The 24,317-nt window shown below is 72.2% G+C and carries 21 protein-coding genes; 7 read left to right on the plus strand and 14 right to left on the minus strand.

Annotated features, from left to right (window positions below; translation table 11 throughout):
* Nucleotides 1-361: 361 nt before the first annotated feature.
* Nucleotides 362-802, minus strand: a complete 441-nt coding sequence (locus H9652_RS06670) for a DUF3151 domain-containing protein (protein WP_191795549.1) — start codon at nt 800-802, stop codon at nt 362-364.
* Nucleotides 803-871: 69 nt separating this feature from the next.
* Here H9652_RS06670 and H9652_RS06675 point away from each other — a divergent pair, with 69 nt between their 5' ends.
* Nucleotides 872-1,210, plus strand: coding sequence for an STAS domain-containing protein (locus H9652_RS06675; protein ID WP_030151057.1), 339 nt, complete (start codon nt 872-874; stop codon nt 1,208-1,210).
* 7 nt (nt 1,211-1,217) lie between these two features.
* Here the strand turns inward: H9652_RS06675 and H9652_RS06680 are convergent, their stop codons facing one another.
* Nucleotides 1,218-3,575, minus strand: a complete 2,358-nt coding sequence (locus H9652_RS06680; protein ID WP_191795550.1) for a SpoIIE family protein phosphatase — start codon at nt 3,573-3,575, stop codon at nt 1,218-1,220.
* A 114-nt stretch (nt 3,576-3,689) separates the two neighbouring features.
* Between H9652_RS06680 and H9652_RS06685 the strand changes: the two genes are divergently transcribed.
* The gene (locus H9652_RS06685; RefSeq protein ID WP_138826418.1) at nt 3,690-4,145 is read left to right on the plus strand and encodes an STAS domain-containing protein; all 456 of its coding nucleotides are present in this window, start codon (nt 3,690-3,692) and stop codon (nt 4,143-4,145) included.
* 151 nt (nt 4,146-4,296) lie between these two features.
* Here H9652_RS06685 and fbaA read toward each other — a convergent pair whose 3' ends face one another.
* A complete protein-coding gene (fbaA, locus tag H9652_RS06690) occupies nt 4,297-5,319 on the minus strand; it encodes a class II fructose-bisphosphate aldolase (protein ID WP_030151060.1) in 1,023 nt (340 codons plus the stop codon).
* A 170-nt stretch (nt 5,320-5,489) separates the two neighbouring features.
* Entirely contained in the window at nt 5,490-6,209 is a 720-nt protein-coding gene (locus H9652_RS06695) for a TrmH family RNA methyltransferase (RefSeq protein WP_191795551.1), read from the minus strand.
* A 126-nt stretch (nt 6,210-6,335) separates the two neighbouring features.
* On the opposite strand from H9652_RS06695, the gene H9652_RS06700 reads away from it, so the two are divergent.
* Both H9652_RS06700 and H9652_RS06705 read left to right on the plus strand, forming a co-directional pair.
* Nucleotides 6,336-7,235, plus strand: coding sequence for a DedA family protein (locus tag H9652_RS06700; protein ID WP_318244013.1), 900 nt, complete (start codon nt 6,336-6,338; stop codon nt 7,233-7,235).
* Nucleotides 7,232-8,005, plus strand: coding sequence for an HAD-IIA family hydrolase (locus H9652_RS06705; protein ID WP_030151063.1), 774 nt, complete (start codon nt 7,232-7,234; stop codon nt 8,003-8,005). The genes H9652_RS06700 and H9652_RS06705 overlap by 4 nt, the downstream gene beginning before the upstream one ends.
* A gap of 152 nt (nt 8,006-8,157) precedes the next feature.
* On the opposite strand, the gene H9652_RS06710 is transcribed toward H9652_RS06705, so the two are convergent.
* The 4 genes from H9652_RS06710 to H9652_RS06725 are packed head-to-tail and all read right to left on the minus strand — an operon-like array spanning nt 8,158 to nt 11,848.
* Nucleotides 8,158-8,547, minus strand: coding sequence for a universal stress protein (locus H9652_RS06710; RefSeq protein WP_191795553.1), 390 nt, complete (start codon nt 8,545-8,547; stop codon nt 8,158-8,160).
* Nucleotides 8,547-10,106: a tripartite tricarboxylate transporter permease gene (locus tag H9652_RS06715; RefSeq protein WP_191795554.1), complete on the minus strand. Its 1,560-nt coding sequence runs from the start codon at nt 10,104-10,106 to the stop codon at nt 8,547-8,549. The genes H9652_RS06710 and H9652_RS06715 overlap by 1 nt, the downstream gene beginning before the upstream one ends.
* Nucleotides 10,099-10,773, minus strand: a complete 675-nt coding sequence (locus H9652_RS06720; RefSeq protein ID WP_191795555.1) for a tripartite tricarboxylate transporter TctB family protein — start codon at nt 10,771-10,773, stop codon at nt 10,099-10,101. The genes H9652_RS06715 and H9652_RS06720 overlap by 8 nt, the downstream gene beginning before the upstream one ends.
* Nucleotide 10,774: 1 nt before the next feature.
* Entirely contained in the window at nt 10,775-11,848 is a 1,074-nt protein-coding gene (locus tag H9652_RS06725) for a Bug family tripartite tricarboxylate transporter substrate binding protein (protein ID WP_191795556.1), read from the minus strand.
* A 225-nt stretch (nt 11,849-12,073) separates the two neighbouring features.
* On the opposite strand from H9652_RS06725, the gene H9652_RS06730 reads away from it, so the two are divergent.
* Complete coding sequence (locus tag H9652_RS06730) at nt 12,074-13,834, plus strand: ATP-binding protein (RefSeq protein WP_191795557.1); 1,761 nt, start codon at nt 12,074-12,076, stop codon at nt 13,832-13,834.
* Nucleotides 13,831-14,559: a response regulator gene (locus H9652_RS06735; RefSeq protein ID WP_191795558.1), complete on the plus strand. Its 729-nt coding sequence runs from the start codon at nt 13,831-13,833 to the stop codon at nt 14,557-14,559. Before H9652_RS06730 ends, H9652_RS06735 begins: the two co-directional genes overlap by 4 nt.
* 101 nt (nt 14,560-14,660) lie before the next feature.
* On the opposite strand, the gene H9652_RS06740 is transcribed toward H9652_RS06735, so the two are convergent.
* From H9652_RS06740 to H9652_RS06765, 6 genes are all read right to left on the minus strand, one after another.
* Entirely contained in the window at nt 14,661-19,382 is a 4,722-nt protein-coding gene (locus H9652_RS06740; protein ID WP_191795559.1) for an HtaA domain-containing protein, read from the minus strand.
* Between the two features lie 248 nt (nt 19,383-19,630).
* On the minus strand, nt 19,631-20,227 hold the full coding sequence (locus H9652_RS06745; protein WP_036571475.1) for a LemA family protein: 597 nt from the start codon (nt 20,225-20,227) through the stop codon (nt 19,631-19,633).
* Nucleotides 20,228-20,369: 142 nt separating this feature from the next.
* Nucleotides 20,370-21,131: a hypothetical protein gene (locus H9652_RS06750; protein WP_191795560.1), complete on the minus strand. Its 762-nt coding sequence runs from the start codon at nt 21,129-21,131 to the stop codon at nt 20,370-20,372.
* A 95-nt stretch (nt 21,132-21,226) separates the two neighbouring features.
* Complete coding sequence (gene pyrE / locus H9652_RS06755) at nt 21,227-21,811, minus strand: orotate phosphoribosyltransferase (protein ID WP_191795561.1); 585 nt, start codon at nt 21,809-21,811, stop codon at nt 21,227-21,229.
* 10 nt (nt 21,812-21,821) lie between these two features.
* Nucleotides 21,822-22,541, minus strand: coding sequence for a hypothetical protein (locus tag H9652_RS06760; protein ID WP_191795562.1), 720 nt, complete (start codon nt 22,539-22,541; stop codon nt 21,822-21,824).
* A 27-nt stretch (nt 22,542-22,568) separates the two neighbouring features.
* The gene (locus tag H9652_RS06765) at nt 22,569-23,336 is read right to left on the minus strand and encodes an SDR family NAD(P)-dependent oxidoreductase (protein WP_191795563.1); all 768 of its coding nucleotides are present in this window, start codon (nt 23,334-23,336) and stop codon (nt 22,569-22,571) included.
* Between the two features lie 147 nt (nt 23,337-23,483).
* Here H9652_RS06765 and H9652_RS06770 point away from each other — a divergent pair, with 147 nt between their 5' ends.
* The gene (locus tag H9652_RS06770) at nt 23,484-24,275 is read left to right on the plus strand and encodes an exodeoxyribonuclease III (RefSeq protein WP_191795564.1); all 792 of its coding nucleotides are present in this window, start codon (nt 23,484-23,486) and stop codon (nt 24,273-24,275) included.
* Nucleotides 24,276-24,317 lie beyond the last annotated feature (42 nt).

The raw sequence follows: 24,317 nt of genomic DNA on the forward strand, positions 1-24,317 counted from the left end.
GTTCCTCGGACCGGGTCACGGACCGGCACCGACCGGCACGTACGTCAGGACTGTCCGGTCGGCGAGCGACCGCGTCGCGCACCATCGACCGGGGGTCGACGCACGGCGCGTACCGCCGACGGGTCCTGCGCGGGCCCGAGGCGCGTCCGGGCGGCAGTCACCCGGAAGCCTGGACGAGTTTACCTGCCATTGACCTCGGCGGGCCCCTCGGCCCACCGTGGAGCATCCCGCGGCCCGACGACGCAGCGTGCGCGACGCCGTCGGGCGGCGGGAGGGAGCACGGCAGCGGGGCCCGGCGACCGCCCGGACCGACGTCCGGCGGCCCGGCACACCCCGGTCGCCGCAGGCGCCGGGGCGGGTCTCAGCCCGCGAGGGCCCCGACCTCGTCGGCCGACGTCCCCGAGTCCACCAGGAACTGGGCGCAGCGGTCGGCCTCGCCGTCCTCGCCGATGAACGACGCCGCGCGCGAGAGCGCGAGCAACGCCCGCAGGAAGCCCTGGTTGGGCACGTGGTCGGCCGGGATCGGGCCCTGACCGCGCCAGCCGGCGCGACGCAGCGCGTCGAGCCCCCGGTGGTAGCCCGTGCGGGCGAACGCGTACGCCGTGACGGCCGCGTGCTCGCCGCCCTCGCGCAGCGTGGCCTCGGCGAGGAGGGCCCACGGGAGCGAGGAGGCAGGGTGCGCGCCGGCGAGGGCGAACGCGTCGTCGCCCCGGGCGATCGCCGCGTCGACGTCCGGCTCGGCCGGGAGGCGGACGGGCGCAGGCCCGTCGAGGAGGTTGCGGTGCGTGGGTGCGTGAGACATCCAGCGATTCTCGCAGGCTCCTGACGAGCGCATGTGCAACGAGGCGCCCCGCACCCTAGAGTCATGAGCATGATCGAGATCTCCACGTCCCCCGCGACGACCACGCTCGTCATCGCCGGGGACCTCGATCTCGCGGAACGTGACCAGTTCCCGGAGATCGCGGCCCGCGTCGTCGGGCTGCGCCGCCAGCTCCTCGTGATCGACATGTGCCGTGTGACCTTCATGGACTCGACCGGCGCGGCCTTCCTCATCTCGCTCGCCGACTCCGGCCGCAAGCGCGGCGGGGCGACCGTCCTGCGCGGCTGCGACGACCGGGACCTGTTCGTGCTCGAGGTGTGCGGGGCCCTCGACCTGTTCCGCATCGACGCGGACCACCGCTGCGACCCGCCGGTGAGCGCGACCGCCTGACGGGCCCTCAGGCGCCCTCGGACCTCGCCCCTCGGTCCGCGCGTTCCGCGGCCGACCGCAGCCTGGCCCACACGAGCTTGCCCGAGCCGGCCGGACGCCAGCCCCAGTCCGCGAGGCGCTCGACGATCTGCATCCCGAACCCGCCCATGCGATGCACGTGCCCGTCGGTCGACACGGGCGGCGCAGGGTTCGAGTCCTCGACCTCGACGCGCAGACCGTCCCCGGTGTCGAAGAGCCGCAGCGCAAGGTGCCCCCACCCGTGCAGCACACCGTTCGCGACCAGCTCGGACACGACCAGCTCGGCGTTGGCGCTGTCGCCGAGGTCCCACGCCTGGCAGGTGCGCAGGACCGCGTGCCGCGCCCGACCGATCGACGCGGGCTCGCTCGGCAGGAGCCAGCGGCGGCTGCGAGGGCTCAGGGCCGACGTCACCGGGTCCGTCACGGGGTCCGGGACACGGACCACGACGAGTGCGACGTCGTCCTCGGGGGCGTCGGCGAGGCGCGACAGGAGCTCCTCGCCGATGCCCGCGGAGTCGATCGCCGTGATCGCCCGGGTCGCCTCGACCAGGGCGTCGAGGCCCACGCGCAGCGCCCGGTCCCGGCGCTCGATGAGACCGTCGGTGTAGAAGAGCAGGACGTCCCCCGGCTGCAGGTCCGCCCGTCCCGTCGCGCGCGTCCCGACCCCGAACCCGACGAGCGAGCCGCCCGCCTCGTTCAGCTGGGTCACCTCACCGCCGCGCAGGAGCAAAGGCGGCAGGTGCCCGGCCCGTGAGTACTCGATCGTCCAGCGCTGCGCGTCCCCGGTGGCGCCCTCGTCGGCGCTTGTCTCGTCCGTGCCCGGCCCGTCGGTGCCGTGCTCGTCGACGCCGTCCTCGGACGGTGGCTGCTCGTCGTGCCGCACGAGCGACGCGTAGACGAGGCTCGCGGACCGCGGGATGCGCATGCCGACCACGAGCTGGTCCACGCGCTCGAGGACCGGCCCGGGCGTCGTGAGCTCGTACGCGTAGGACCGCACGACCGACCTGAGCTGCCCCATGGCCGCGGCCGCCTCGACGTCGTGCCCCACGACGTCCCCGATGACGAGCCCGACCACGTCGGGCGTGATCTGCAGGACGTCGTACCAGTCGCCGCCGACCTGGGCGTGCTCGGAGTTGGGCGCGTAGTACGTCCACACGTCGAGCCCGGCCACGTCCGCCTGCTCGGGAAGCATCGCGCGCTGCAGGGTCTCCGCGAGGCGGTGCTCCCGGGCGTAGAGACGGACGTTGTCGATCGCGAGACCGGCCCGCCTCGCGAGCGTGCGCAGGACCGCGTCGGCGCTCTCCGGGTCCGACACCGTGCCGGGCGAGGCGGGCAGCCCGCTCGTCGCGAGCACCCCCAGGACGCGGCGGCGCCCCGCGATCGCGTGGAGCAGCACCTCGCGCGGCGCACCCACGAGCGAGGAGGTGCGCTGCCGGACGTCCCGGCTCAGCCAGCCCGACGCCGACCACTGCGGGTAGTCCGCCGACAGGTCGAGCCGGACAGGACCGTCGATCCGTCCGTCGAGCAGGTCCTGCACGGTGTCCTGCAGGTCGATCACGGTCCCCGGGACCAGGAGGGCCGGCCCCGTCGCGTCGCCCAGCGCGTCGGTCTGCCCCATGGCCCCCTCGACGATGCCCGCACCGTCCGCGATGTACCGGCCGTGGCGCTGCCCTCGCCCGCTCGGTGGGGTCGTGGTGTCGATGCCCTCGGCGAACCGGAGCCCGTCGTCGTTCATGTAGAAGCCGGCCCACTCCACGAGCGCCCCCTCGAGGACGTCGCAGATCTCCCGCAGCGCGAGCGGGTAGTCCAGGTCGTTGAGCAGGTCCGAGGTCTCGGTGATGATCGCGAGCCCCGCGCGCTTGCGCCGTTCGAGCTCGAGCGACGCGAGCTGGGCCGCCGACCGGTCGACGTGCTCGGTGACGTCGACCATCGAGCCCGCCCAGTGCCCGACCTCGCCACCGGCCTCGTCGACGGGCGCGAGCGTGAGCTGCACCCAGATCATCGACCCGTCGTGGCGCTCGTGCTCCACGGTGCGCTTGACCTCGCGCCCCTCGAGGACGCCGGCCCGGAAGTGCTCGGCCTCCGACTGGTCCGCGAGGACGTCCGACAGGAACTGCGGCCGACGCCCGACGACCTCGTCGGTCGAGAAGCCCGTGAGCCTGCTGAACGCGTCGTTGACCCACAGCACGGGCATGCCCGCGGAGGCCGGTCCCAGGAGGAACGCCGCGACGCCCGCGCGCTGGACGGCACGGGCGAGAGTCTCCGCCCCGCCGTCCGGCAGCGACGTCCCACCGACACGCGGAACGTGGCCCCAGGAGCCCAGACCCAGGCTCGACGAGCCGACCATTTCCACCTCCGAACGACACTGCCGTGAGCGCGTTACTGTCCCGAGTGGACATTCAACCGTAGATTGGTGATCTCCGAGACCTGTGCGGGTCCGGTCCACGCTGGGAGGAGCAACGTGCGCGACGGTAACACCACGGCTGGTAGCGAGCCCGAGGACCCCGAACTCGGGGCGAGCGGCGTCGTCACGGACCAGGCCGATCCTGCGAGCGTCCACGTCATCGTCGGGGCGACCCGGGCACGGATCGTCCTGTCAGGTGAGATCGACGCCGATCTCGGCGCCGACCTCCTGGACGCGACGGCCGACGCCGAGGCCACGGGCCTGCCCGTCGAGATCGACGCCCATCACGTGACCTTCATGGACTCCTCGGGCGTCGCCTTCCTCGCGCGGCTCGCGACCCGCGGCCCGCACCGGGTCCGGGTGCTGCGCGCCCCGCCGACGGTGCGGTTCCTGCTGGAGGTCACGCGCATCGGGGACATGCTCGACATCGTCGACGAGGACCCCGGCTTCGACCTGCCCGACGGCGTCACGCACCTCAACGGGAGCCGTCGCCTCCCGCGCACCGACCGCTGACGCGGCCCGCCCGGCCCACGCTCCGCCGTCGGGCACCCGCGCCCCGGACGACACGCAGCAGGCCCCGATCCCGACGGACCGGGGCCTGCTGGCACTTCAGACGGCGGGACGTCCCGCCGGGGTCACCGCCCTGGTGTGCGGCTCACCGGGTTCAGCGGATCTTCTGGCCCGCGGAACGCAGCTGCTGCGACGCCTCGACGATGCGCTGAGCCATGCCGGCCTCGGCGAGCTTGCCCCAGGCACGCGGGTCGTAGGCCTTCTTGTTGCCCACCTCGCCGTCGATCTTCAGGACGCCGTCGTAGTTGCGGAACATGTGGTCGACGACCGGACGCGTGAACGCGTACTGCGTGTCCGTGTCGATGTTCATCTTGATGACGCCGTTGTCCACGGCCTCCGTGATCTCCTCGAGCGTCGAGCCCGAGCCACCGTGGAAGACGAGGTCGAACGGGTTCTCCTTGCCGATGGCGTCGCCGACGGCCTTCTGGATGTCCGCGAGGATCGACGGACGCAGCTTGACCGCACCCGGCTTGTAGACGCCGTGCACGTTGCCGAACGTGAGGGCCGTCAGGTAGCGGCCCTTCTCGCCCGCACCGAGAGCCTTGACCGTCGCGAGACCGTCCTCGACCGTCGTGTAGAGCTTGTCGTTGATCTCGGCCGTGTGGCCGTCCTCCTCGCCACCGACGACGCCGACCTCGATCTCGAGGATGGTGCGCGCGGCGACCGAGAGCTCGAGGAGCTCCTCGGCGATGATCAGGTTCTCGTCGAGCGGCACGGACGAGCCGTCCCACATGTGCGACTGGAAGGTGGGCAGGCCACCGTTCTTGACCTGCTCGGCCTCGATCGCGAGCAGCGGGCGGACCCAGGAGTCCAGGTTCTGCTTGGCGCAGTGGTCCGTGTGCAGGGCGATGGTGACGTCGTACTTCTTCGCGACCTCGGTCGCGTAGGCCGCGAGGGCGAGCGAACCGGTCACGCGGTCCTTGATCGTCGAGCCGGACGCGTACTCGGCGCCACCGACGGAGACCTGGATGATGCCGTCGGACTCGGCCTCGGCGAAGCCCTGAATGGCGGCGGTCACGGTCTGCGAGGACGTGATGTTGACGGCGGGGTAGGCGAACTTGCCTGCCTTCGCGCGGTCGATCATCTCGGCGTAGACCTCGGGGGTTGCGATAGCCATCTGCAGAACTCCAATGACGGAAGGAGGTGGGTGCCGACGACACTGCCGCGCGCCCTGTTATCCCCATGATTTTGTCATGGATCCCTACCGGGGGTGTCGCCCGTCCCTCAGGTGGACGCTCGTCACCACGGGTTGGGACGTCTCACGGAGCAGGCTGCGGGGCCTACCCGTCAGGAGATCGTGAGGTGCTGCGTGACCCATGCGTGCATCGCGATCGCCGCCGCGGCGCCCGCGTTGATCGACCGCGTCGAGCCGTGCTGCGTGATGTGCAGGACGTCGCGGCTCGCCGCCCGCGCCTCGTCCGACAGGCCCGCGCTCTCCTGGCCGAACAGCAGCACGCACTCGGGCGGGAACGCGTACCCCTCGAGGGGGATCGAGCCCGGCACGTTGTCGATCCCGATGACGGGGATGCCCGCGCCGCCGCGGGCGTCCGCGGCCCAGGCCAGCAGGTCCTCGACCTGCGGGTGGTGGCTCACGTGCTGGTAGCGGTCCGTGACCATGGCGCCGCGACGGTTCCAGCGGCGACGCCCCACGATGTGCACCCCGGCCGCGTTGAACGCGTTCGCGGTGCGCACGACCGAGCCGATGTTGAGGTCGTGGCCCCAGTTCTCGATCGCGATGTGCAGGCGCCGGTCGTGCGGCCTGCGCGCGTCCATGTCCGCGACGACGGCCTCGACCGTCCAATAGCGGTACGCGTCCACGACGTTGCGGCGGTCGCCGTGCTCCAGGAGCTCGACGTCGTAGCGCGGGTCGGTCGGCCACGCGGCCCTACCGCCGGGCCAGGGGCCGACGCCCACCTCGACCTCGTCCTCGCCGCGGTGTGCGGGGGTGTCGGCGGTGTCCGCTCCCGGTGCGTCGGACGGCGTGCGGTGCGCGGAGGTCTCGGTCACCTCCCCATTCTCCCCGGCCCCGCTCGGTACCCGGGCCGGGCCGGGCCGGGCTATCCCCCCACGATGTTCACGGTCGCGCCACGTGGGTCCGGGCCCGCGCGACGGCGCGCCGACTACGCTGGGTGCGTGCTCACCGACCTGCTCACGTCCACGCTGCCCGACGCCACGGCCGCGCTCTCTGCCGTCGACGGGAGCCACGTGGTCGCCCTCGGGCCCGACTGGCTCGACGCGCGGAACATGATCAGCGGGTTCATCGAACGCTTCGGCGTCTACGCGGTGTTCGGCATCATCGCCGTGGTCTTCATCGAGACCGGTCTGCTGTTCCCGTTCCTGCCCGGTGACTCGCTGCTCTTCACCGCGGGCCTCCTGGTCGCACAGGACGAGCTGAACCTGTCGATCTGGCTCGTGTGCGGCATGATCTTCGCCGCCGCGTTCCTGGGGGACCAGCTCGCCTACCTGATCGGGAACAAGATCGGTCCGCGGCTCTTCAAGCCCGACGCCCGCGTCCTGAAGACCAAGTACATCGACCAGGCGCACGACTACTTCGAGCGCTTCGGCGGTCGCACGGTCATCCTCGCGCGGTTCGTCCCCTTCCTGCGGACGTTCGCCCCCGTCGCCGCCGGCATGAGCGGCATGCGCTACCGCACGTTCGTGGTCTACAACCTGATCGGCGCGTTCGTCTGGGGCGTCGGCGTGACGCTCCTCGGCTACTGGCTGGGCAACGTCCAGTTCGTCAACGACCACATCGAGACGATCCTCGTGCTCATCGTCGCGATCTCCGTGATCCCCGTCGTGATCGAGGTCCTGCGCGCCCGCCGGGAGTCCCGGCGGGTCAGGGCCGAGGGCACGGGCGCCCTGGTGGACGCCGCGACCGTCTCCGAGCTCGCCACCGCCTCTGCGACGCCCGCCACGGCGGCCAGCGGCGAGGCCGCTGCGGCCCCCGCAGACCCGAGCACCGCCCCGGCGTCGGGGCCCGAGACGTCGACGGGCACCGTCGAGCACACCCCAGGAGAGGACCACCGATGACCCGCGTGATCGAGAGCTGGCTCACCGACATGGACGGCGTGCTCGTCCACGAGGGCCACGCCATCCCCGGCGCCCCGGAGTTCATCCGGGCCCTGCGGGACAAGGAGCGCCCGTTCCTCATCCTCACGAACAACTCGATCTTCACGGCCCGTGACCTGCGTGCGCGCCTCGCGACCTCGGGCATCGAGGTGCCCGAGGAGTCGATCTGGACGTCCGCGCTGGCCACGGCGCAGTTCCTGAGCGACCAGGTCCCGGGCGGCAGCGCGTACGCGATCGGCGAGGCGGGCCTCACGACGGCCCTCTACGAGGCCGGCTACACGCTCACCGAGTCCGACCCCGACTACGTGGTCCTCGGCGAGACGCGCACCTACTCGTTCGAGGCCATCACCAAGGCCGTGCGCCTGATCCTGGGCGGCTCACGCTTCATCTGCACCAACCCGGACACGACCGGCCCCTCGCAGCAGGGGCCGCTGCCCGCCACGGGCGCGGTCGCGGCCATGATCACGGCAGCGACGGGGCGCGAGCCCTACTTCGTGGGCAAGCCCAACCCCATGATGTTCCGGTCCGCGCTCAACCGGATCGACGCGCACTCCGAGACGACCGCGATGATCGGCGACCGCATGGACACCGACGTCGTCGCGGGCATCGAGGCGGGGCTCTACACGTACCTCGTCATGACGGGCTCGACCAAGCTCCACGAGGTCGACACCTTCCCGTTCCGGCCCAGCAAGGTCGTCGACTCGATCGCGGACCTCGTCGACCGCATCTGAGCCGTCCTCCGGCAGGCGGCCCTGCTCGAGGGACGGCGTGCCGACCGGTGGTCCTGCCGCCCGTGGGCGACCCCGCCGCCCCTCCCCCGGACAGCGCACCGCCCCGGCCCCCCGACCAGCTCGGGGTACTGGGGCGGCGGTCCGTGGACGCCTCAGGCCTTGACCGCCAGGACCGGGCAGTTCGCCCGGAGGAGGATCTGCTGAGGCGTCGAGCCGAGCACGAGCTTGCCCACCGGGGTCCGGCGACGCAGGCCGACGACGATGAGCTCGGCGGCGACCTCCTCCGCGACCTCGAGGACCACGTCGGCCGGCAGGGCGCCGGACTTCAGGTGGCGCACCTCGTGGCCGACCTGCGCCTCGTCGAGTATCTCGATGACGTGGGCCAGCTCGGCCTCGTCGGCCCACCGGGGGTCGACGAGCCGGTCCGCCCGGGTCGCGTTGACGATCACGACCTTCGACCCGAGCAGCGCGGCCGACCGGCCCGCTGAACGAGCGGTGGCGGTGCCGAGGTCGCCGGGCGCGTAGGCGAGGACGACGGTCATCAGTTCACCTCCTGCGACTGGGATTCTTCACGAATCTCCTCGCCGAGCCGGGACAGCTCGGCGTTGGCACGCTTCTCGCGGCTCTTGAGCCACAGGCCGAGGCCCACGATCACCAGGATCGAGACGTAGGCGGTGGCCGCGAACGGGCTCGTCACGAGGTAGGAGAGGTCTCCCTGGCTGATGGTCAGGGAGCGCCTCAGGCGGTCCTCGGCCATGGGGCCGAGGATCATGCCGACCACCATGGGGGCCACGGGGTAGCCGTAGCGCCGCATGAAGAAGCCGACCACACCGATGACGAGCAGGATGAGCACGTCGATCGGGGAGAAGTTGAGCGCATAGGACCCGAGCGCCCCGAACAGCAGGATGCCCGCGTACAGGTAGTGCCGGGGGATCTGCAGGACCTTGACCCACATGCCGACGAGCGGCAGGTTCAGGACGATCAGCATGAGGTTGCCGACGTAGAGGCTCGCGATGAGCGCCCACACGAGCGACGACTGCGTCTGGAAGAGCATCGGACCCGGCTGGATCCCGTACGACTGGAACGCGACGATGATGATGGCGGCGGTCGCCGTCGTGGGGAGCCCCAGGGTCAGGAGCGGGACGAGGACGCCCGAGGCCGCGGCGTTGTTCGCCGACTCCGGGCCTGCGACGCCCTCGATGGCGCCCTTGCCGAACTGGTCCTTGTGCTTGCCCGCGAGCTTGCGCTCGGTCGCGTACGACAGGAACGTCGCCACGTCGGCACCACCGGCCGGGATGGTCCCGACGGGGAAGCCGATCGCGGTGCCGCGGAGCCAGGGCTTCCACGAGCGGCGCCAGTCCTCGGGCTTCATCCAGGAGCGCCACCCCTTCTCGACCGGGATGACGTGCACCGGTCCGTGCCGCAGGCGAGAGGCGACGTAGAGCGCCTCGCCCACCGCGAACAGGCCCACGGCGACGATGACGACGCTGAGACCGTCGGCGAGGTTCGGGACGCCGAACGTGAAGCGCTGCTGCCCGGTCAGTGTGTCCGTGCCCATGAGCCCCAGGAACAGGCCGAGGGCCAGGGCGACCATGCCGCGCGAGACCGACTTGCCGAGGAGCGCTCCCACCGTGATGAAGGCGACGATCATGAGCGCGAAGTAGTCGGGTTCGCCGAGCTGGACCGCCCACTTCGCCATGACGGGTGCGACGAGCGTCAGGAGCACGGTCGCGATGGTGCCCGCGACGAACGACCCGATCGCGGCCGTGGCGAGCGCCGCGGCGCCGCGTCCGAGCCGAGCCATCTTGTGACCCTCGAGCGCGGTCACGATCGAGGCGGACTCGCCCGGGGTGTTCAGCAGGATCGAGGTCGTCGACCCGCCGTACATGCCGCCGTAATAGATGCCCGCGAACACGATGATCGCGGCCGTCGCGTCGAGCGAGTACGTCAGGGGAAGGAGCAGCGCGATGGTCATGGCGGGGCCGATGCCCGGCAGGACTCCGACCGCCGTCCCGATGAAGACGCCGAACAGCGCGTAGAGCAGGTACATGGGCTGCGCGACCGTCGCGAAGCCCTCCATCAGTGCGGAGAGGTTATCCACGGAACAAGCTCACCCCTTCGAGGAACGGGCCGGGGGGCAGCGACAGGCCGAGCAGTCCGCCGAAGACGAGCTGGATGACGAGCGCGAGGACGACGGCGAGCGCGATCGCGCGCCACCACGGGCGGGCGCCGAGCACGATCGCCGACCCGCCGAAGAGCAGCGTCGCCGCCACCGGCCAGCCGGCGAGGTTGATCGTGTAGACGTGCGCCACGAAGATGACGCCGAGGAGCGCGACCGTCTTCCAGTCGGTCCTGACGTTCGGGTCGACGTCCTCGCCGTCGTCCTCCTCGCCGAACTTCCCGCGCAGGAGCCCGATCAGCACGAGGACGCCCGAGATCAGCAGCAGGCCGCCGACGAGGTACGGGAAGGCGCGAGGGCCCATGGTTCCCGCCGACCCCGGGACCACGATGGTCCCGGCGTCGACGATCACGAACACGCCGAGCGCCACGGTGACCCCGGCGACGACGTACTCGCCGATCCGCCGCCTGGGGGCCGCGGTGGTGTGCGCCGCAGCGGCCCCCGACGGCCCGGTCCCGCCGGTGAGCGGGACCTCTTCGGTCACCGGGTCCTGGCCGCGCGGGTCGGCGCGGCGGCCCGTGGCGACCTGGGGGGAGGCCCCGCCCGGTGCGGGGGATTCACCGGGCGGGCCGACAGAGGACGGGGACATGTCAGACGACCAGACCGATGTCCTGCAGGACCGCCTGGATGTCGGCGATGTTCTGCTGGAGGTAGTCGTCGAAGTCGGCGCCGGTGACGAACGCGTCCGCCCAGCCCTTCTCCTCGAGCGTGGCCTGCCACTCGTCGGACGCGTGGAGCTCCGTGAGGACGGCCTCGAGCGCGGCGCGCTCCTCGTCCGTGATGTCGGCGGGGGCGAGCACGCCACGCCAGTTGGTGAGGTCGAAGCCGTAGCCTGCGTCGTGGAGCGTGGGGACGTCGGGGAGAGCCTCGACCTTCTCGGGGCTCGTGACCGCGAGCGCGCGGACCGTGCCCGCGTTGACCTGCTCGACGTACTCGCCCACGCCGGAGATGCCGGCGCTGACCTTGTTGCCCAGGAGGGCGGCGAGGGACTCGCCCCCGCCCGAGTACGCGACGTAGTTGAGCGTGTCGACGAGCTTCTCCGACGGGACACCGGCCTGCTTGAGGAGCATCCCCGCGAGGATGTGGTCCGCGCCGCCTGCCGACCCACCGGTGACGGTGACGTCCTTGCCGTTGGCGACGATGTCGTCCACGAGCTCCTTGAGCGTCGTGTACTTGGACTCGGCCGGCACGACGATGACGAGCGGCTCCTCCGTGAGGCGCGCGATCGGCGTCGTGTCCTCGATGCGGGCCTGGGACTTGTTGGTCTCGACCGCACCGACCATGACGAGCCCGGTGACCATGAGGGTGTTGGGCTCCGTGACGTTCGCGAGAGACGCCAGGCCGACGGTCCCGCCCGCACCGCCCACGTTGGTCACGTTGATGGTCTTCGCCAGCCCGGTGGCCTGCAGCTCCTTCTGGAGCGCGCGGCCCGTCTGGTCCCAGCCACCGCCGGGGTCTGCGGGGACGATGATGTCGAGCGAGGCCAGGCCGACCGCGGCGGGCTTGTCGCTGCCCTCGGCAGCCGGGGCCTCGTCACCCGAGGCGAGTCCTGCGCAGGCGCTGAGGGCGAGGGCGAGGCTCGTGAGTGCTGCTGCGCCGACCAGGCGGCGACGCCCCGGCCGGCTGGTGCTGTGCCCGCTGCGCGGGCTGACGACGGATGCCATTTCTCCTCCTTGAGCAGGCCTCGCGACGTCGTGGTCCCGGGCCGTTGGTGTGCAGCGGAGCCTAGGAGCGCAGAGGTGGTGCGTGGTCTCTGAGGTCGTAATGGACGTTGTGGTCGTTGTGGTCAGGTGAATTTCCGGCGCCAGGTCACGGGTACGTCTCGGTTCTGCGTCCGGGTGGCGGACCGCCCCTGTGGCCTGGGGCACACTGGTCCGGTGGGATGGGCAATGCCGCTCAGGGTTCAGCTGCTCCTGCTGCAGGTCGTCATCGTCCTCGCCGTGGTCTCGGCCGCCGGCGTGGTCGCCGGGACCCTGCAGGAGCGGCAGCTTCGTGACGCGTACCTGGATCGGATGACCGGGGTCGCACAGTCCGTCGCGGGGCTGCCTGCCATCAGGGACGCGCTGGGCTCGGCCGACCCGTCAGCCACCATCCAGCCCATCGCCGAGGTCATCCGCGAGGCCTCCGACGTGACCTACGTCGTCGTGACCGACGACGAGGGCATCCGCATGTCCCACCCCACGGCGGAACGCATAGGGGAACGTGTGTCCACCGACCCCTCCGTCCCCCTGTCCGGGGGGACCTACATCGGGACCCAGACGGGCACCCTGGGCGAGTCGTGGCGCGTCAAGGTACCCATCTACGACGAGTCGGGGCGGGCCGTCATCGGGGCCGCGTCGGTCGGCATCCTCGAGTCGCAGCTCCACGCGGACTTCCGCGAGGACCTGGACGGTCTGCTCCTCGCGCTGGGCACCGCTGCAGCGGGCGGGGTCGTGTGCGCCTGGTGGGTCACGCAGCTGGTCCGCCGCAGGATCTACCGGCTCGAGCCGGAGGAGATCGCGTCCCTGCTCGAGACGCGTGACGCGATGCTCCACGGCATCAGCGAGGGCGTCGTGGCCCTGGACCGCACCGGACGGGTCGCCCTCGTGAACGACGAGGCACGCCGCCTCCTGGGGCTGGGGCCCGGCGAGGCACCGGTCGGCTCGCTCGCGACCGACGTGCTCGACGGCCAGCTCCTGGAGCTCGCCGACCGGCCCGGCGACCACTCGAGCGGCGAGCTGCTCCTCGCGGGCGAACGCGTGCTCCTGGCCCGCGCCAACCCGGCGACGGTCGACGGGCGGGCAGTGGGCGCGGTGCTCGTCCTGCGCGACCACACCGAGCTGCACGCCCTCCTGCAGGACCTCGACGGCGCCCGCGACCTGACCGACGCGCTGCGCGCGCAGTCGCACGAGTTCGCCAACAAGCTGCACGTCGTCTCGGGGCTCCTCGAGCTGGGGCAGCACGTCGAGGCCGTCGCCTTCATCGAGCGCGCCGGGCACGGCGGGCTCCTCACGGCGAGCGTGATCGCCCCGGGCGTCCACAGCCCGCAGGTCGCGGCCCTGCTCCTGGCCAAGGCGACCACTGCGCGCGAGCGCGGGATCGACCTCGAGGTCGACCCCTGCTCGGTGCTCGACGCCCCCGACTCCCCCGACGCGACGGCCCTCCAGCAGGACGTCCTGACGATCCTCGGCAACGCGATCGACAACGCGATCGACGCGGCGGGCCCCGGCGGGACGGTCCAGGTCCTCGTCCAGGAGGACGACGAGGAGGTCGCCGTCCTCGTCGACGACGACGGCCCGGGCGTCCCGACGGCGTTGCGCGCCGCGGTCTTCCGGCCCGGCTTCAGCACCAAGCACGCGGGAGCGCAGCCGCCCCGGTCCGTCCGCCGGGTGCCGCGTGCCGGCACGTCGTCGTCACCCCGGTGGGACGCCCTCCGGCACGACGACGCCCCCGCACCTCTGCTCCAGCCGACGCCAGGTTCCGACGCGGGAACCGCGCGCGGCATCGGGCTCGCCCTCGTGCGACGGATCGTCGCCCGACGGGGCGGGACCGTCGGCTTCACGACCTCACCGCTCGGCGGCGCGCGCCTCACGCTGACGCTGCCCGTGCGCTCCTCCGCGGCCCTCTCGGGGGCCGCGCTCGACCGACTCACCGGGACGGTGCACCGATGACTTCCACAGACGACCGACTGCGGACCCTGATCGTCGAGGACGATCCCCTCATCTCCCGCCTGCACCGCGGGTTCGTGGAGAGCCACCCCCGCTTCGTCGTCGTCGGGGAGGCTCGCACGGGGGCGGAGGCGGTGCGAGCGATCTCGGTGCTCGAGCCCGACCTCGTCCTGCTCGACATCTACCTGCCCGACACGAGCGGGTTCGCGGTGCTGAACCAGCTGCGCCGGCGGCCCGGTCCCCCCGTGGACGTCATCGCGACGACGGCGGCGCGGGAGCTCGACAGCGTGCGGCGTGCCATGGCGGGCGGGGTGCAGCACTACCTCGTCAAGCCGTTCACGGCGGCCGTGCTGCGGGGACGGCTCGACGAGGTCGTCCGGTTCCGCGCACAGGTGCGGGCGACCGACGGCGCCCTCGACCAGGCCACGGTCGACCGGCTCGTCCGACAGGCCCGCAACGAGGGTCCCCAGCTGCCCAAGGGCCTGTCCGACCGCAGCCTGGAGCTCGTCGTCGGGGCTCTCGTCGAGGTGTGCCGGACCGGGTCGGTCGACGCCTCGGCGGTCGACGTGGCCGAGGCGACAGGGATGTCCCGGGTCAGCGCCCGACGCTACCTCGAGCACCTCGTCGCGATCGGCCAGGCCGAGGTCAACCCGCGGTACGGCTCGGCCGGTCGGCCCGAGAACCGCTACAAGCCGCTCCTCGCGGTCAGCGCGGAGTCGCCGTCCTAGCGGGGCCACGGAGCAGAAGGACGGCGGGCGGGCCGGGACCTCGAAAGGTCCCGGCCCCCCCCCCCCCCCCCCCCCCCCGCCCGGGTCGTGCAGGTGGGTCGTCAGGCGTGGACGCGCGCCCGACGGCGCTTGCTCACCGCGAGCAGGCCTGCGCCACCCAGGAGCAGCATCACGGCGAAGGCCGTGAGCGTCGCCGAGTCGGCACCGGTGTCCGCGAGGCCCGAGTAGACGTCGCACTCGACGTCACCGCCGACCGGGAAGCTGAACGTGACAGGAGCGAGTGCCGTCCCTGGCTCGTAGAAGCCCGCGAACGCCTTGGCGCCCGCAGCGGTCAGCGTGGCGGGGGCGCCCTTCCAGGTGATCGTGCTGCCCGAGGTCGACTTCTTGCCCGAGAGGTTCAGGCTCGCGAACGCGACGCCCTTGCTCGTGGACTTGTTGCCCTGCATGTCGCTGCTCACGACGTCGACGACCAGGGTGCCGGTGCTGCCGTCGACCTGGACCCGCGGGTTGGAGATCTGCAGGTCGAGGATGCCGTCGTGGCCCGTGAACTTCACCGAGCCGGCGAAGCTCGTGCGTCCCTTGCCGAGGTCGGTGTTGAAGGAGCCCTTGCCACCGCTCCACGTGAAGGACGAACCGTTGTCCTTGACGCCGCTGGTCGAGACCGAGCCCTTCGCGATCGGCCCCGCGATGTACGCACGGAACGAGTCGCTCACACCCCAGCTCAGGCTCGCACCGTTGACGCCCTGCGCGTAGCACTGCTGGGCGGCAGAACCGCCCGAGGTGCTGGTCCCCACGACCGTGATGGCCGCGCGGACGGTGTGGTTCGCCCCCTCGAGGGACAGCGTGTGCTCGCCCGGCTCGAGGTCCTTGGGGATCGTGACCGTGGCCGACGCGGCGCCGCCGGCGTTGGCCGTGATGCCCGTCGCGAGCGTCCGCGGGGTCGAGCGGATGACCGACTTGAGGCCGGTCTCGTTCGCGTCGAAGCCGACACCGCTGATCGTGACCTGGCCGCCGGGAGCGACCTGGGAGACCGAGAGGGTGGCCTTGGCGGGGTCGACCGGGGTCGTTCCCGTCCCGTCGTCGGGGGTCCCGATGGTGCCGCCGTCGCCGCCGCCCTGGGACCCGAGGGCACCCATCACGAAGAAGATCGGGTCGAGCGGGGTTCCCGCCGGGTAGAAACCGCTGAAGGCCGTCGATCCCGCTTCGGTCAGCGTCGTGGCGACGTTGACGTAGGTGACCGAGCCGCTCTCGTGCTCGATCGCGCCGTTGTTCAGCGCGAGCGAGGCGAACGGGACGCGCTTGGCCTCGAACGTGGTCCCGTCGAGGTTCGCGGAGCGCACGTCGACGACGAGGGTGCCGTGCAGCGCCGACGACACCTCGACGGTCGGGTTCGACAGGGTGAGGTTGAGCAGCCCGTCATGGCCCGAGAAGGTGACCGTCCCGCCGTACTCGGCGGTCCCGAGGAGCGAGCCTGCCTTCCACGAACCGCCGGTCTGGCGGAAGTCGAAGGTCCCGTCCTTGATGGAGGCGCCGGCGGACGCCACGGCTCCGCCCTTGGCGGTGCTCCCCGTGATGTAGCTGCGGAAGCTCTCCTTGACGCCCCACTGGAGGTTGCCCACCGGGAGGTTGCCGTCGACGGGTGGCCCTTCGACGGCGGTCACGGTGACGGTCTGCGACGCTGACGGCAGGAATGCCGCCGCGTCCGACGGGACGAAGCGCGCCGAGAACTGGATCGGGCCGAGACCCGAGGTCGGCACACCGATACGTGCCGCGCCCTGGACCACGGGGACCCTGGCCACGACGGAGTCCCCACGCAGGAACTCGACGGTGCCGACAGCGCTGGTCGGGGTGACGATCGCCGAGAGCTCCGCGGCGTCGCCACGAGGGACCTCGGCGGATGCCGCGCTCAGGGTCGTGGTCGTCTCGACGGCCCCGGGAACAGCCTGCTTGACCGTGATGGAGGAGAACGTGTCGAGCGTGCGGTCGGTCACGGAGAGACCGTGCGCCGCGGAGGTCGCGACGACGTACTCCGTGGTCGGGTCGAACGAACCGGCCGGGACCGTGACGGTCGTGGTGAACTTCCCGTCGACGATCGAGGCCACGTGCGCGAGCTGCAACCAGCCAGCGGCGACCAAGGGGCCTTCGCCCTTCCAGATCGTCGCGTCACCCAGCAGGACGTAGGCGCCGTTCTTGGCACCGGCTCCCACGAAGCCGGTGCCTGTGATCGTGAAGGTGTTCGCGACCGACGGGTCGACGTCGCCGTTCGGCGTGACCGTCACGGTGGGCTTCACGATCGAGAAGACCGCCTCGCCGTGCGCACCGAGCTCGCTCAGGACCGTGACCGTCGCCGTCCCTGCGGAGGCCGCCCTGGGGACCGTGACGGTGATCGAGGCACCGGTGGACGAGAAGGTCGCGGCGGCACCGTCGAGCGCGACCGCCCGGACCCTGTCCCCCGCGCCGAGGCCGTCGACCGTCAGGGTCTGCTTCCCACCCGGGACGACCTGGGGCAGGCCCGGCGTCACGGTCAGCCCTGCGGGCGCCGCTGCGTCGGTGTAGTTGACCGGGACGGAGAGCTCCTGAGCGGCGTTCGTCACGCCGCCTGCCCCGTAGGTGTAGACACCGAAGGAGCCGGACTCCGGCCACGCGACGTCCACGCCCAACTTCTGCCCAGGCTTGACCGTCAGCTCGGCCGTGAACTCGCCCTCGGGCGAGACCGTGACCCACTGACCACGCACCGCACCCTGGAGAGCAGGCGAGATCGCGTCGAACCCGGCCTGGCTCAGCGCCCACCGCTGGTCACCGACCACGCGAGCCGACGACGGTGCACCCGTGGACGGCTTCCACGCGTCGGCGAACTTCCCGAAGACCACGTACGTCCCCGCGGGGTTGCCCGCTGAGATCGGCGGACGGTTGCCCTCAGGGGCGACGTTTCCGGCCGGGTCGAACCCGGAGCCCTTCACGACGACCTTGTCCCCCGCGCGCACCAACGTGCTCCTCAGCGGCGTCGTGCCGTCAGCGGCGAAGACCTCGACCTTCGGCTCGAACGCCGGGGCCGGTGCGTTGGTGAAGTTCACCGCGACGGACTTCTCCTGTGCGGCGTTCTTCATACCGCCCGCGGCGTACGTGTAGATGCCGAACGTCCCGCCCTCGATCGCGTCGAGCGTGGTGAGCTTCAGCGTCGCCGTGAACGAGCCGTCAGCAGAGATGTTCACCCAGTCCTTGCGGATCGCGGCCTGGTACTGCGGCGGGACCTGGTCCAGCACCGACTCGGCCAGGGCCCAGGCCTGGGGCCCCGCCTTGCGGGCCGACGACGGCGCCCCCGTCGAGGGCTGCCAGTCCTTCGCGAACGACCCGAACACCACGTAGCTGCCCTGCGGCAGGTGCGCCGGGATCGGCACCCCACGACCCCCGACGTTCGCAGCCGGGTCGAAGCCGGCGCCCTTGACGACGATCTCGTCACCAGGACGCACCACGGTGGTGCCGAGCGGCGTCTTCCCGTCGGCGGCGAACACGTCGATCTTCGGTGCGAACACCGGGGTCGTGGGCTCCTCCGCCTTGAACGTGATCGGGGTGAACGTGTCGAGCGAGCGGTCGGTGACCGACAGCCCGTGCGCGGCCGACGTGGCCACCTGATAGGACTTCGACGCGTCGAGCGTGCCTGCCGGGACCGTGATCGTGGTCGTGAACGCGCCGTCCTTGACGAGGGCGCTCGGGACGAACGCCTGCTTCAGCCAGCCCGCACCGGGCAGGGCCGAGCCGCCGCTCCAGACCGAGGTCTCACCAAGGAGCACGTATGCGCCGTTCTTCGCACCCGCGCCGACGAAACCGGTGCCCGAGATCGTGAACGTGTTCTCGACCGCGGGGTCGACGTCCTTGGTCGGGGTGACCGTGACCTTGGGGTCTGCGGCCGGGGCCGGCGGGTCGACCTGCTTGGCCGTCACGGTGTGCGTGACCGACGCAGAGGCCGAGGCAGTGAACGCCGCGGCGTCCGTCGGCGTGAAGTGCGCGCTCAAGGAGTGCGCACCGACGGCGGGGGCGGGCACGTCCAGGCGAGCGACACCTGCGGAGACCGTGGCGGTGCCGAGCGACGAGGAGCCGTCCCGGAACTCGACCGTGCCCGCGGCGGCGGGCGCGACCGTCGCACCGAGCGCGAGCGCCGTGCCCTCGACCGAGGTGCCCGCGGGCGAGACCGCGAGCGTCGTGGTCGTCGCCGTGGCAGGGGCCACCGGGAGCGGCGCGTCGAGCGTCGCCGTGAGCGTGGACATGGGCTTGCCGGTGTAGGCGCTGAAGTAGCTCGAGACCGACGCGAGGGTGCTCGCGACCGTCCCGTTCACGACGAGGGCGAGCTTGTCGCCGGTCCGCGTCGGCGTGACGGTGACGTCGGCGACCTTCGCGTCGTTCCCGGCGCCCGCGTTGACCGTGCCGCTGAAGTCGGCCGTGAGCACGCCCGCCGTCGCGGAGGTGAGGCGGAGCGTGAGGTCCGAGATCGTGAGGTCGAGGGCGCCGTCGTGGCCCGAGTACTTCGTCGTCCCGGCGAACCTCACGGTCCCCGCGCCTGCCGTGTCGAGCGAACCGGAGGCCGGCTTGTAGACCGACTTCCCGTCGATCAGTGCGGGCGTGACGGTCCCCTTGGCGATCGGGCCGGTGACGTAGTCCGTCCAGCCGTCGGTGAAGTTCCAGGTGGCGCTGCCGCCCGACACCGTGACGGTGTCCGCGGCGGCGCCCGCCGGAGCGACCCCGACGAAGGTGAGACCGGCGACGAGCGCTCCGGTCAGGAGTGACGCGAGGGCGCGTCGGCGCCCTCCCCGTTGCGTGATGAGCACTCGATCTCCTGTGAAGGTCCAGGGTCGCCCGCGATGGCGACGCATGGCGACAGGTCTCTCGACCATCGCCCCGTGGACCATATAAGGGCTGCCTCACCAAAGCAAGGTAAACCTTATCTGCTGTGCGCGGAGTCACACACGTATCGCCCGGGACACCGGTGACGCGGCTGAGGGGCGGAGCGCCCACCGGCACCCCCCCCCTCAGCCGCGTCGCGCCCGCTCCCGTCGCCCGGTCGGCGGCTCACGTCTCAGCGGTCGACGATCGACCCGTTCCCGTGAAAGTCGACGCGCGGCGCGGCGCGCACAGCCGGGTTCTCGACCTCGAAGTACTCCGCCCGCTGGAACCCGAACATCCTCGCGACCACGTTCGGCGGGAAGGTCTCGACCTTCGTGTTCAACGTGCGCACGTTCGCGTTGTAGAACCGGCGACCGGCCGCGATGCGGTCCTCCGTGTTCGTCAGCTCGTCCTGGAGCCGACCGAAGTTCTCGCTCGCCCGCAGCACCGGGTAGGCCTCGGCGACTGCGAACAACCGCCCCAGAGCCTGGGTCAGCTGGTTCTCCTTGGCCGCCTGGTCCGCCGGACCCGACGCCGGACCGGCCGCGGCCGCACGAGCCGCCGCGACCTCGTCGAACACGCCGCGCTCGTGCGCCGCGTACCCCTTCACGGTCTCCATGAGGTTCGGGATGAGGTCGTGGCGCCGGTGCAGCTCGACGTCGATCTGGCGCCACGACTCCTGCACCAGGTTCCGCAGCCGGACGAAGCCGTTGTACTGCGCGACCGCCCAGAACAGGACGATCAGGACGACGATGCCGATGACGATCAAGGCGATGGTGCCGCCTGTCATGCTGCCCCCTTGGGCTGAGCTGGTCGGACCGCCCGCCCGAGCACCACGCGGCCGGACCTGACGGACCGGGCGCGAGACGCCGTCGGGCGGCGCGGAAGGTAGGTGCATCGTAGCGGGGCGGACCCTCGCCGGACCGTGCGGCTCACGGTGACGGCGTGCCCCACGGCGGCGCGTCGGCCGCCGACCCCGCGCCGGCCCCGCCCGGCCCGCGCGGCGGCCGCTCCGCACGACGCGGCGGGAGCGCCCCGCGGTCCAGCCACACGAAGTCCGGGACCGCGTCGACCACCACCGCGAGCCGCGAGAGCATCGGGAAGAGGTTGTCCGGCACCGTCCGCCCGCCCGTCCACGCGAGGATCGCGTCGCCCTCGATCCGCAGGAACCTGCGCTCGAAGTCCGCCTCCAGCAACCGGTGCATGGTGCGCGGGTGCAGCACGTCGTGCGCGAACCGCAGGTCGCTCGACTCGACCCGCCACGCCCGGTTGAAGGCGTCCGACTCGAGCTGGATGTCCTGCCCCCCGAACGCCTTGGCCAGCTTCGCACCGAGCCCCTCGGGCGTGAGCTGGAGCGTCGGGAACGACGCGTCGAGCAGCAGCGCGACCACGTGCGCGGAGTGGGTCGTCGACTCCTTGCCCGAGCCCGTGGTCCACGAGTACGTGAAGGACAGGGCCGAGCGCCCCTCGAACGGGCCGGTCAGGACCTCGGTCGCACGTCGCGAGCGCCCCTCGTCGAACGGAGACCCCCGCCATCGGCGCGCGAGCGCAGGGTCCGCGCCGTGGTGCTCCCACCCGTTCGCCGACGCCCAGCGCTCGAGCAGCGCGATCCGCGCCCGGTGTCCCCACCAGCCGACGAGCACCCCCACGACGGCGAGCAGCGCCATCCCGACCACGAACCACGAACCGTCCATCGCTCCCCCTGCTCGTCGGGGCCGGGGCCCGTCCTCCTCGGACCGGGCCGGCCAGGTCGGTCGGGCCCGTCAGGCGGTCGGGGCCGCCAGGCCGATCAGGCCAGGTCGAAGTCGGTCAGGCCGAAGATCGAGTGGTACGGCACGCCGAGCGCCTCGATCCTCTCGCGCGCCCCCGTGTCGCGGTCCATGATCGTCGCGACCCCCACGACCTCGGCGCCCGCAGCCCGCGCGGCCTCGATCGCCGTGATGGGCGAGCCGCCCGTCGTGGTCGTGTCCTCGACGACGACGACCCGGCGCCCCGCGATCTCCGGTCCCTCGATCTGGCGCTGCATGCCGTGCGCCTTGGCCGCCTTGCGGACCACGAACGCGTCGAGGTCCTGACCGCGCGAGGCGGCGGCGTGCAGGAGCGCGGTCGCGATCGGGTCGGCGCCCAGCGTCAGGCCGCCCACGGCGTCGACCTCGGCCGTGCCCAGCCCGACCTCCTCGAGCTGGTCCAGCAGGACGTGCCCGATGAGCGGGGCCGCACGGTGGTGGAGCGTGACGCGGCGCAGGTCCACGTAGTAGTCGGCCTCCTTGCCGGAGGACAGCGTCACCTTCCCGTGCACGATCGCGAGCTCGGCGATCAGGTCGCGGAGCTGCTCGCGGGGCGTCGGGGACAGGTGCGTGGAGGTCTCGGTCATGGGGTCAAGGCTAGCGGTCCGGCGCCTGTGCGGGCCGTGTCTCCTCGTCCTCCGGACGCTCGGGGGCCCCGACGTGATCGAGGACGCCGGCGAGCAGGAGCGCGAGGTCCCGCACGTCCTCGACCGGCACGGGGCCGTCCGTCCACGACAGGACCGCCCCGGACTCGAACCGCAGCCGGGTGCCGGCGTACGCGGGGGCCAGGAGCACCTGCCGCGCGGACGCCGTCAGGAGCTCGTGGGCCGCCAGCTCGTCGGGCGCCCGTACCGTCCAGGTCGCGGCGAACGCCGGGTCGTCGAACACGACCCTGCGCCCCACCACCCGCTGGACCGAGGGCTGCAGGTAGTCGACGGGCACGACCTCGACCGTCGGGACCTCACCCCGGGCTTCGAGGGCCACGACCTGGCACTCGACCATCGTCGGGCGCCCGCGTCCGGCCATGGTCGCAGCGGAGCGCCACGCGTACCGGAACGTCACGAGCGGCCACCCGCCGACCGTCCCGCCCCGCAGGTCCTCGACCCGGCCGCGGTCCTGGACGTCGAACGGAGCACCCCGCCACCGGTCGAGCAGCGACTCGTCGGACGGCACGGACTCCCAGCCGAGGTCGCGCAGCAGCGCGTCCTGCGCGGCCCTGCTCCGACGCCGCGCGACCCTGGCCAGCACCGCCGCACCGACCACGAGCACCAGCAGGACGACCAGCAGGACCAGCCCGACGACCGACTCCCGGCTCACGCCCGCTTCCCCCGGCGCCGCACTCCCCTAGCGACCCTCGAACGCCCGCACGGCCGCGCGTGGCGCGACCTTCAGCAGCCCCGAGGCCAACCGGTAGCGCAGCGAGGGCGTCGAGATCACGACGCCGCGGCGCACGTCCGCGAGGGCCGCCGCGACGACGCGGTCGGCGTTCAGCCACGCGACCTCGGGAAGCTGCGTGTAGTCGATCCCGGCCCGCTCGTGGAACTCGGTGTGCGTGAGCCCGGGGCACAGGGCCGTGGCCGTGACGCCCGTCCCGCGCAGCTCGACCGCGAGCCCCTCGGTGAACGTGCGCACCCACGCCTTGGCCGCCGAGTACGTGCCGCTCGCCGTGAGCGCCGCGACCGACGCGACGTTGAGGATCGCGCCGCGGCCACGCTCGGTCATCTGCCCTGCCGCGGCGTGCGAGAGGACCAGGACCGCGCGCACCATGACGTCGAGCGCCGTGACCTCGGCGTCGACGTCGCCGCCCACGAAGCGCTGGTGCACCGCGTATCCGGCGTTGTTGACGAGCAGGCCCACGGGTCGGCGGCCCGCCTCGTCCTGCTCCACGAGGGCGAGGCGTTCCGCGACGCGCGCGACGTCGTCGGGCACGGAGAGGTCCGCCGGGAGCACCTGGACCCGCACGCCCGCGGCCGCACGGATCTGCGCCGCGACGCGCTCCAGGCGTTCCTCGGCGCGCGCGACGAGGACCAGGTCGTGACGGGCCGTGGCCAGCTGCCACGCGAACTCGAGCCCCAGGCCGGCGCTGGCGCCGGTGATCAGTGCAGTCGCCATGGCCTCAGCCTAGGGGGCACGGGGCGGTCGGGTGACCCGCACGCCCGACGGCGTCACGCACCACCGCGCGGCAGGCTCGCCATCCACCGACGATCCACCGGCGATCCACCGGCACAGCGCGTGGGACGCCCCGGATAGCCTGTCGCCATGCGTCTCGCCACCTGGAACATCAACTCGATCCGAGCCCGCGCCGAGCGGGCCGTCGCCTTCCTCGAACGATCGGGCACCGACGTGCTCGCGCTGCAGGAGACCAAGTGCAAGGACGCCCAGTTCCCGCACGAGGTCTTCGAGGCCGCGGGCTACGAGGTCGCGCACTTCGGCCTGAGCCAGTGGAACGGCGTCGCGATCGCCTCCCGCGTGGGCATCGAGGACGTCGAGACGGGCTTCGCGACGCAGCCCCACTTCGGGGCCGAGCCGCACCTGGAGGCCCGGGCCGTCGGGGCGACGTGCGGCGGCGTGCGCGTGTGGAGCCTGTACGTGCCCCACGGTCGCGCGCTCGACGACCCGCACTACCCGTACAAGCTCGAGTGGCTGCACAACCTGCGCACCCAGGCCGCGGGCTGGCTCGAGGCGGACCCCGCCGCGCAGGTCGCGCTCGTCGGGGACTGGAACGTCGCACCGCTCGACACAGACGTCTGGGACCCGGCCGTGTTCGCCGGGCACACGCACACGTCTCCGGCCGAGCGGGCGGCGTTCTCGGCGTTCGCGGCGGCCGGGTACAGCGAGGTCACCCGCGACTTCTTCCCCGAGGAGCACAAGTACACGTACTGGGACTACCAACAGCTGCGCTTCCCCAAGAACCAGGGCATGCGGATCGACTACGCCTACCTGTCCCCCGCGCTGCGCGCCCGCGCGACGGGCGTCGAGATCGACCGTGACGAGCGCAAGGGCAAGGGCGCCTCGGACCACGTCCCGGTGATCGTGGACCTCACGGACTGACGTCCACGGCCTGAGGTGCCGAGCACGAGGTCGGGGTCGTTC

Origin of the sequence: Oerskovia rustica (assembly GCF_014836555.1) — a bacterium.
In the GTDB taxonomy this organism is placed as follows: Bacteria; Actinomycetota; Actinomycetes; order Actinomycetales; family Cellulomonadaceae; genus Oerskovia; species Oerskovia rustica.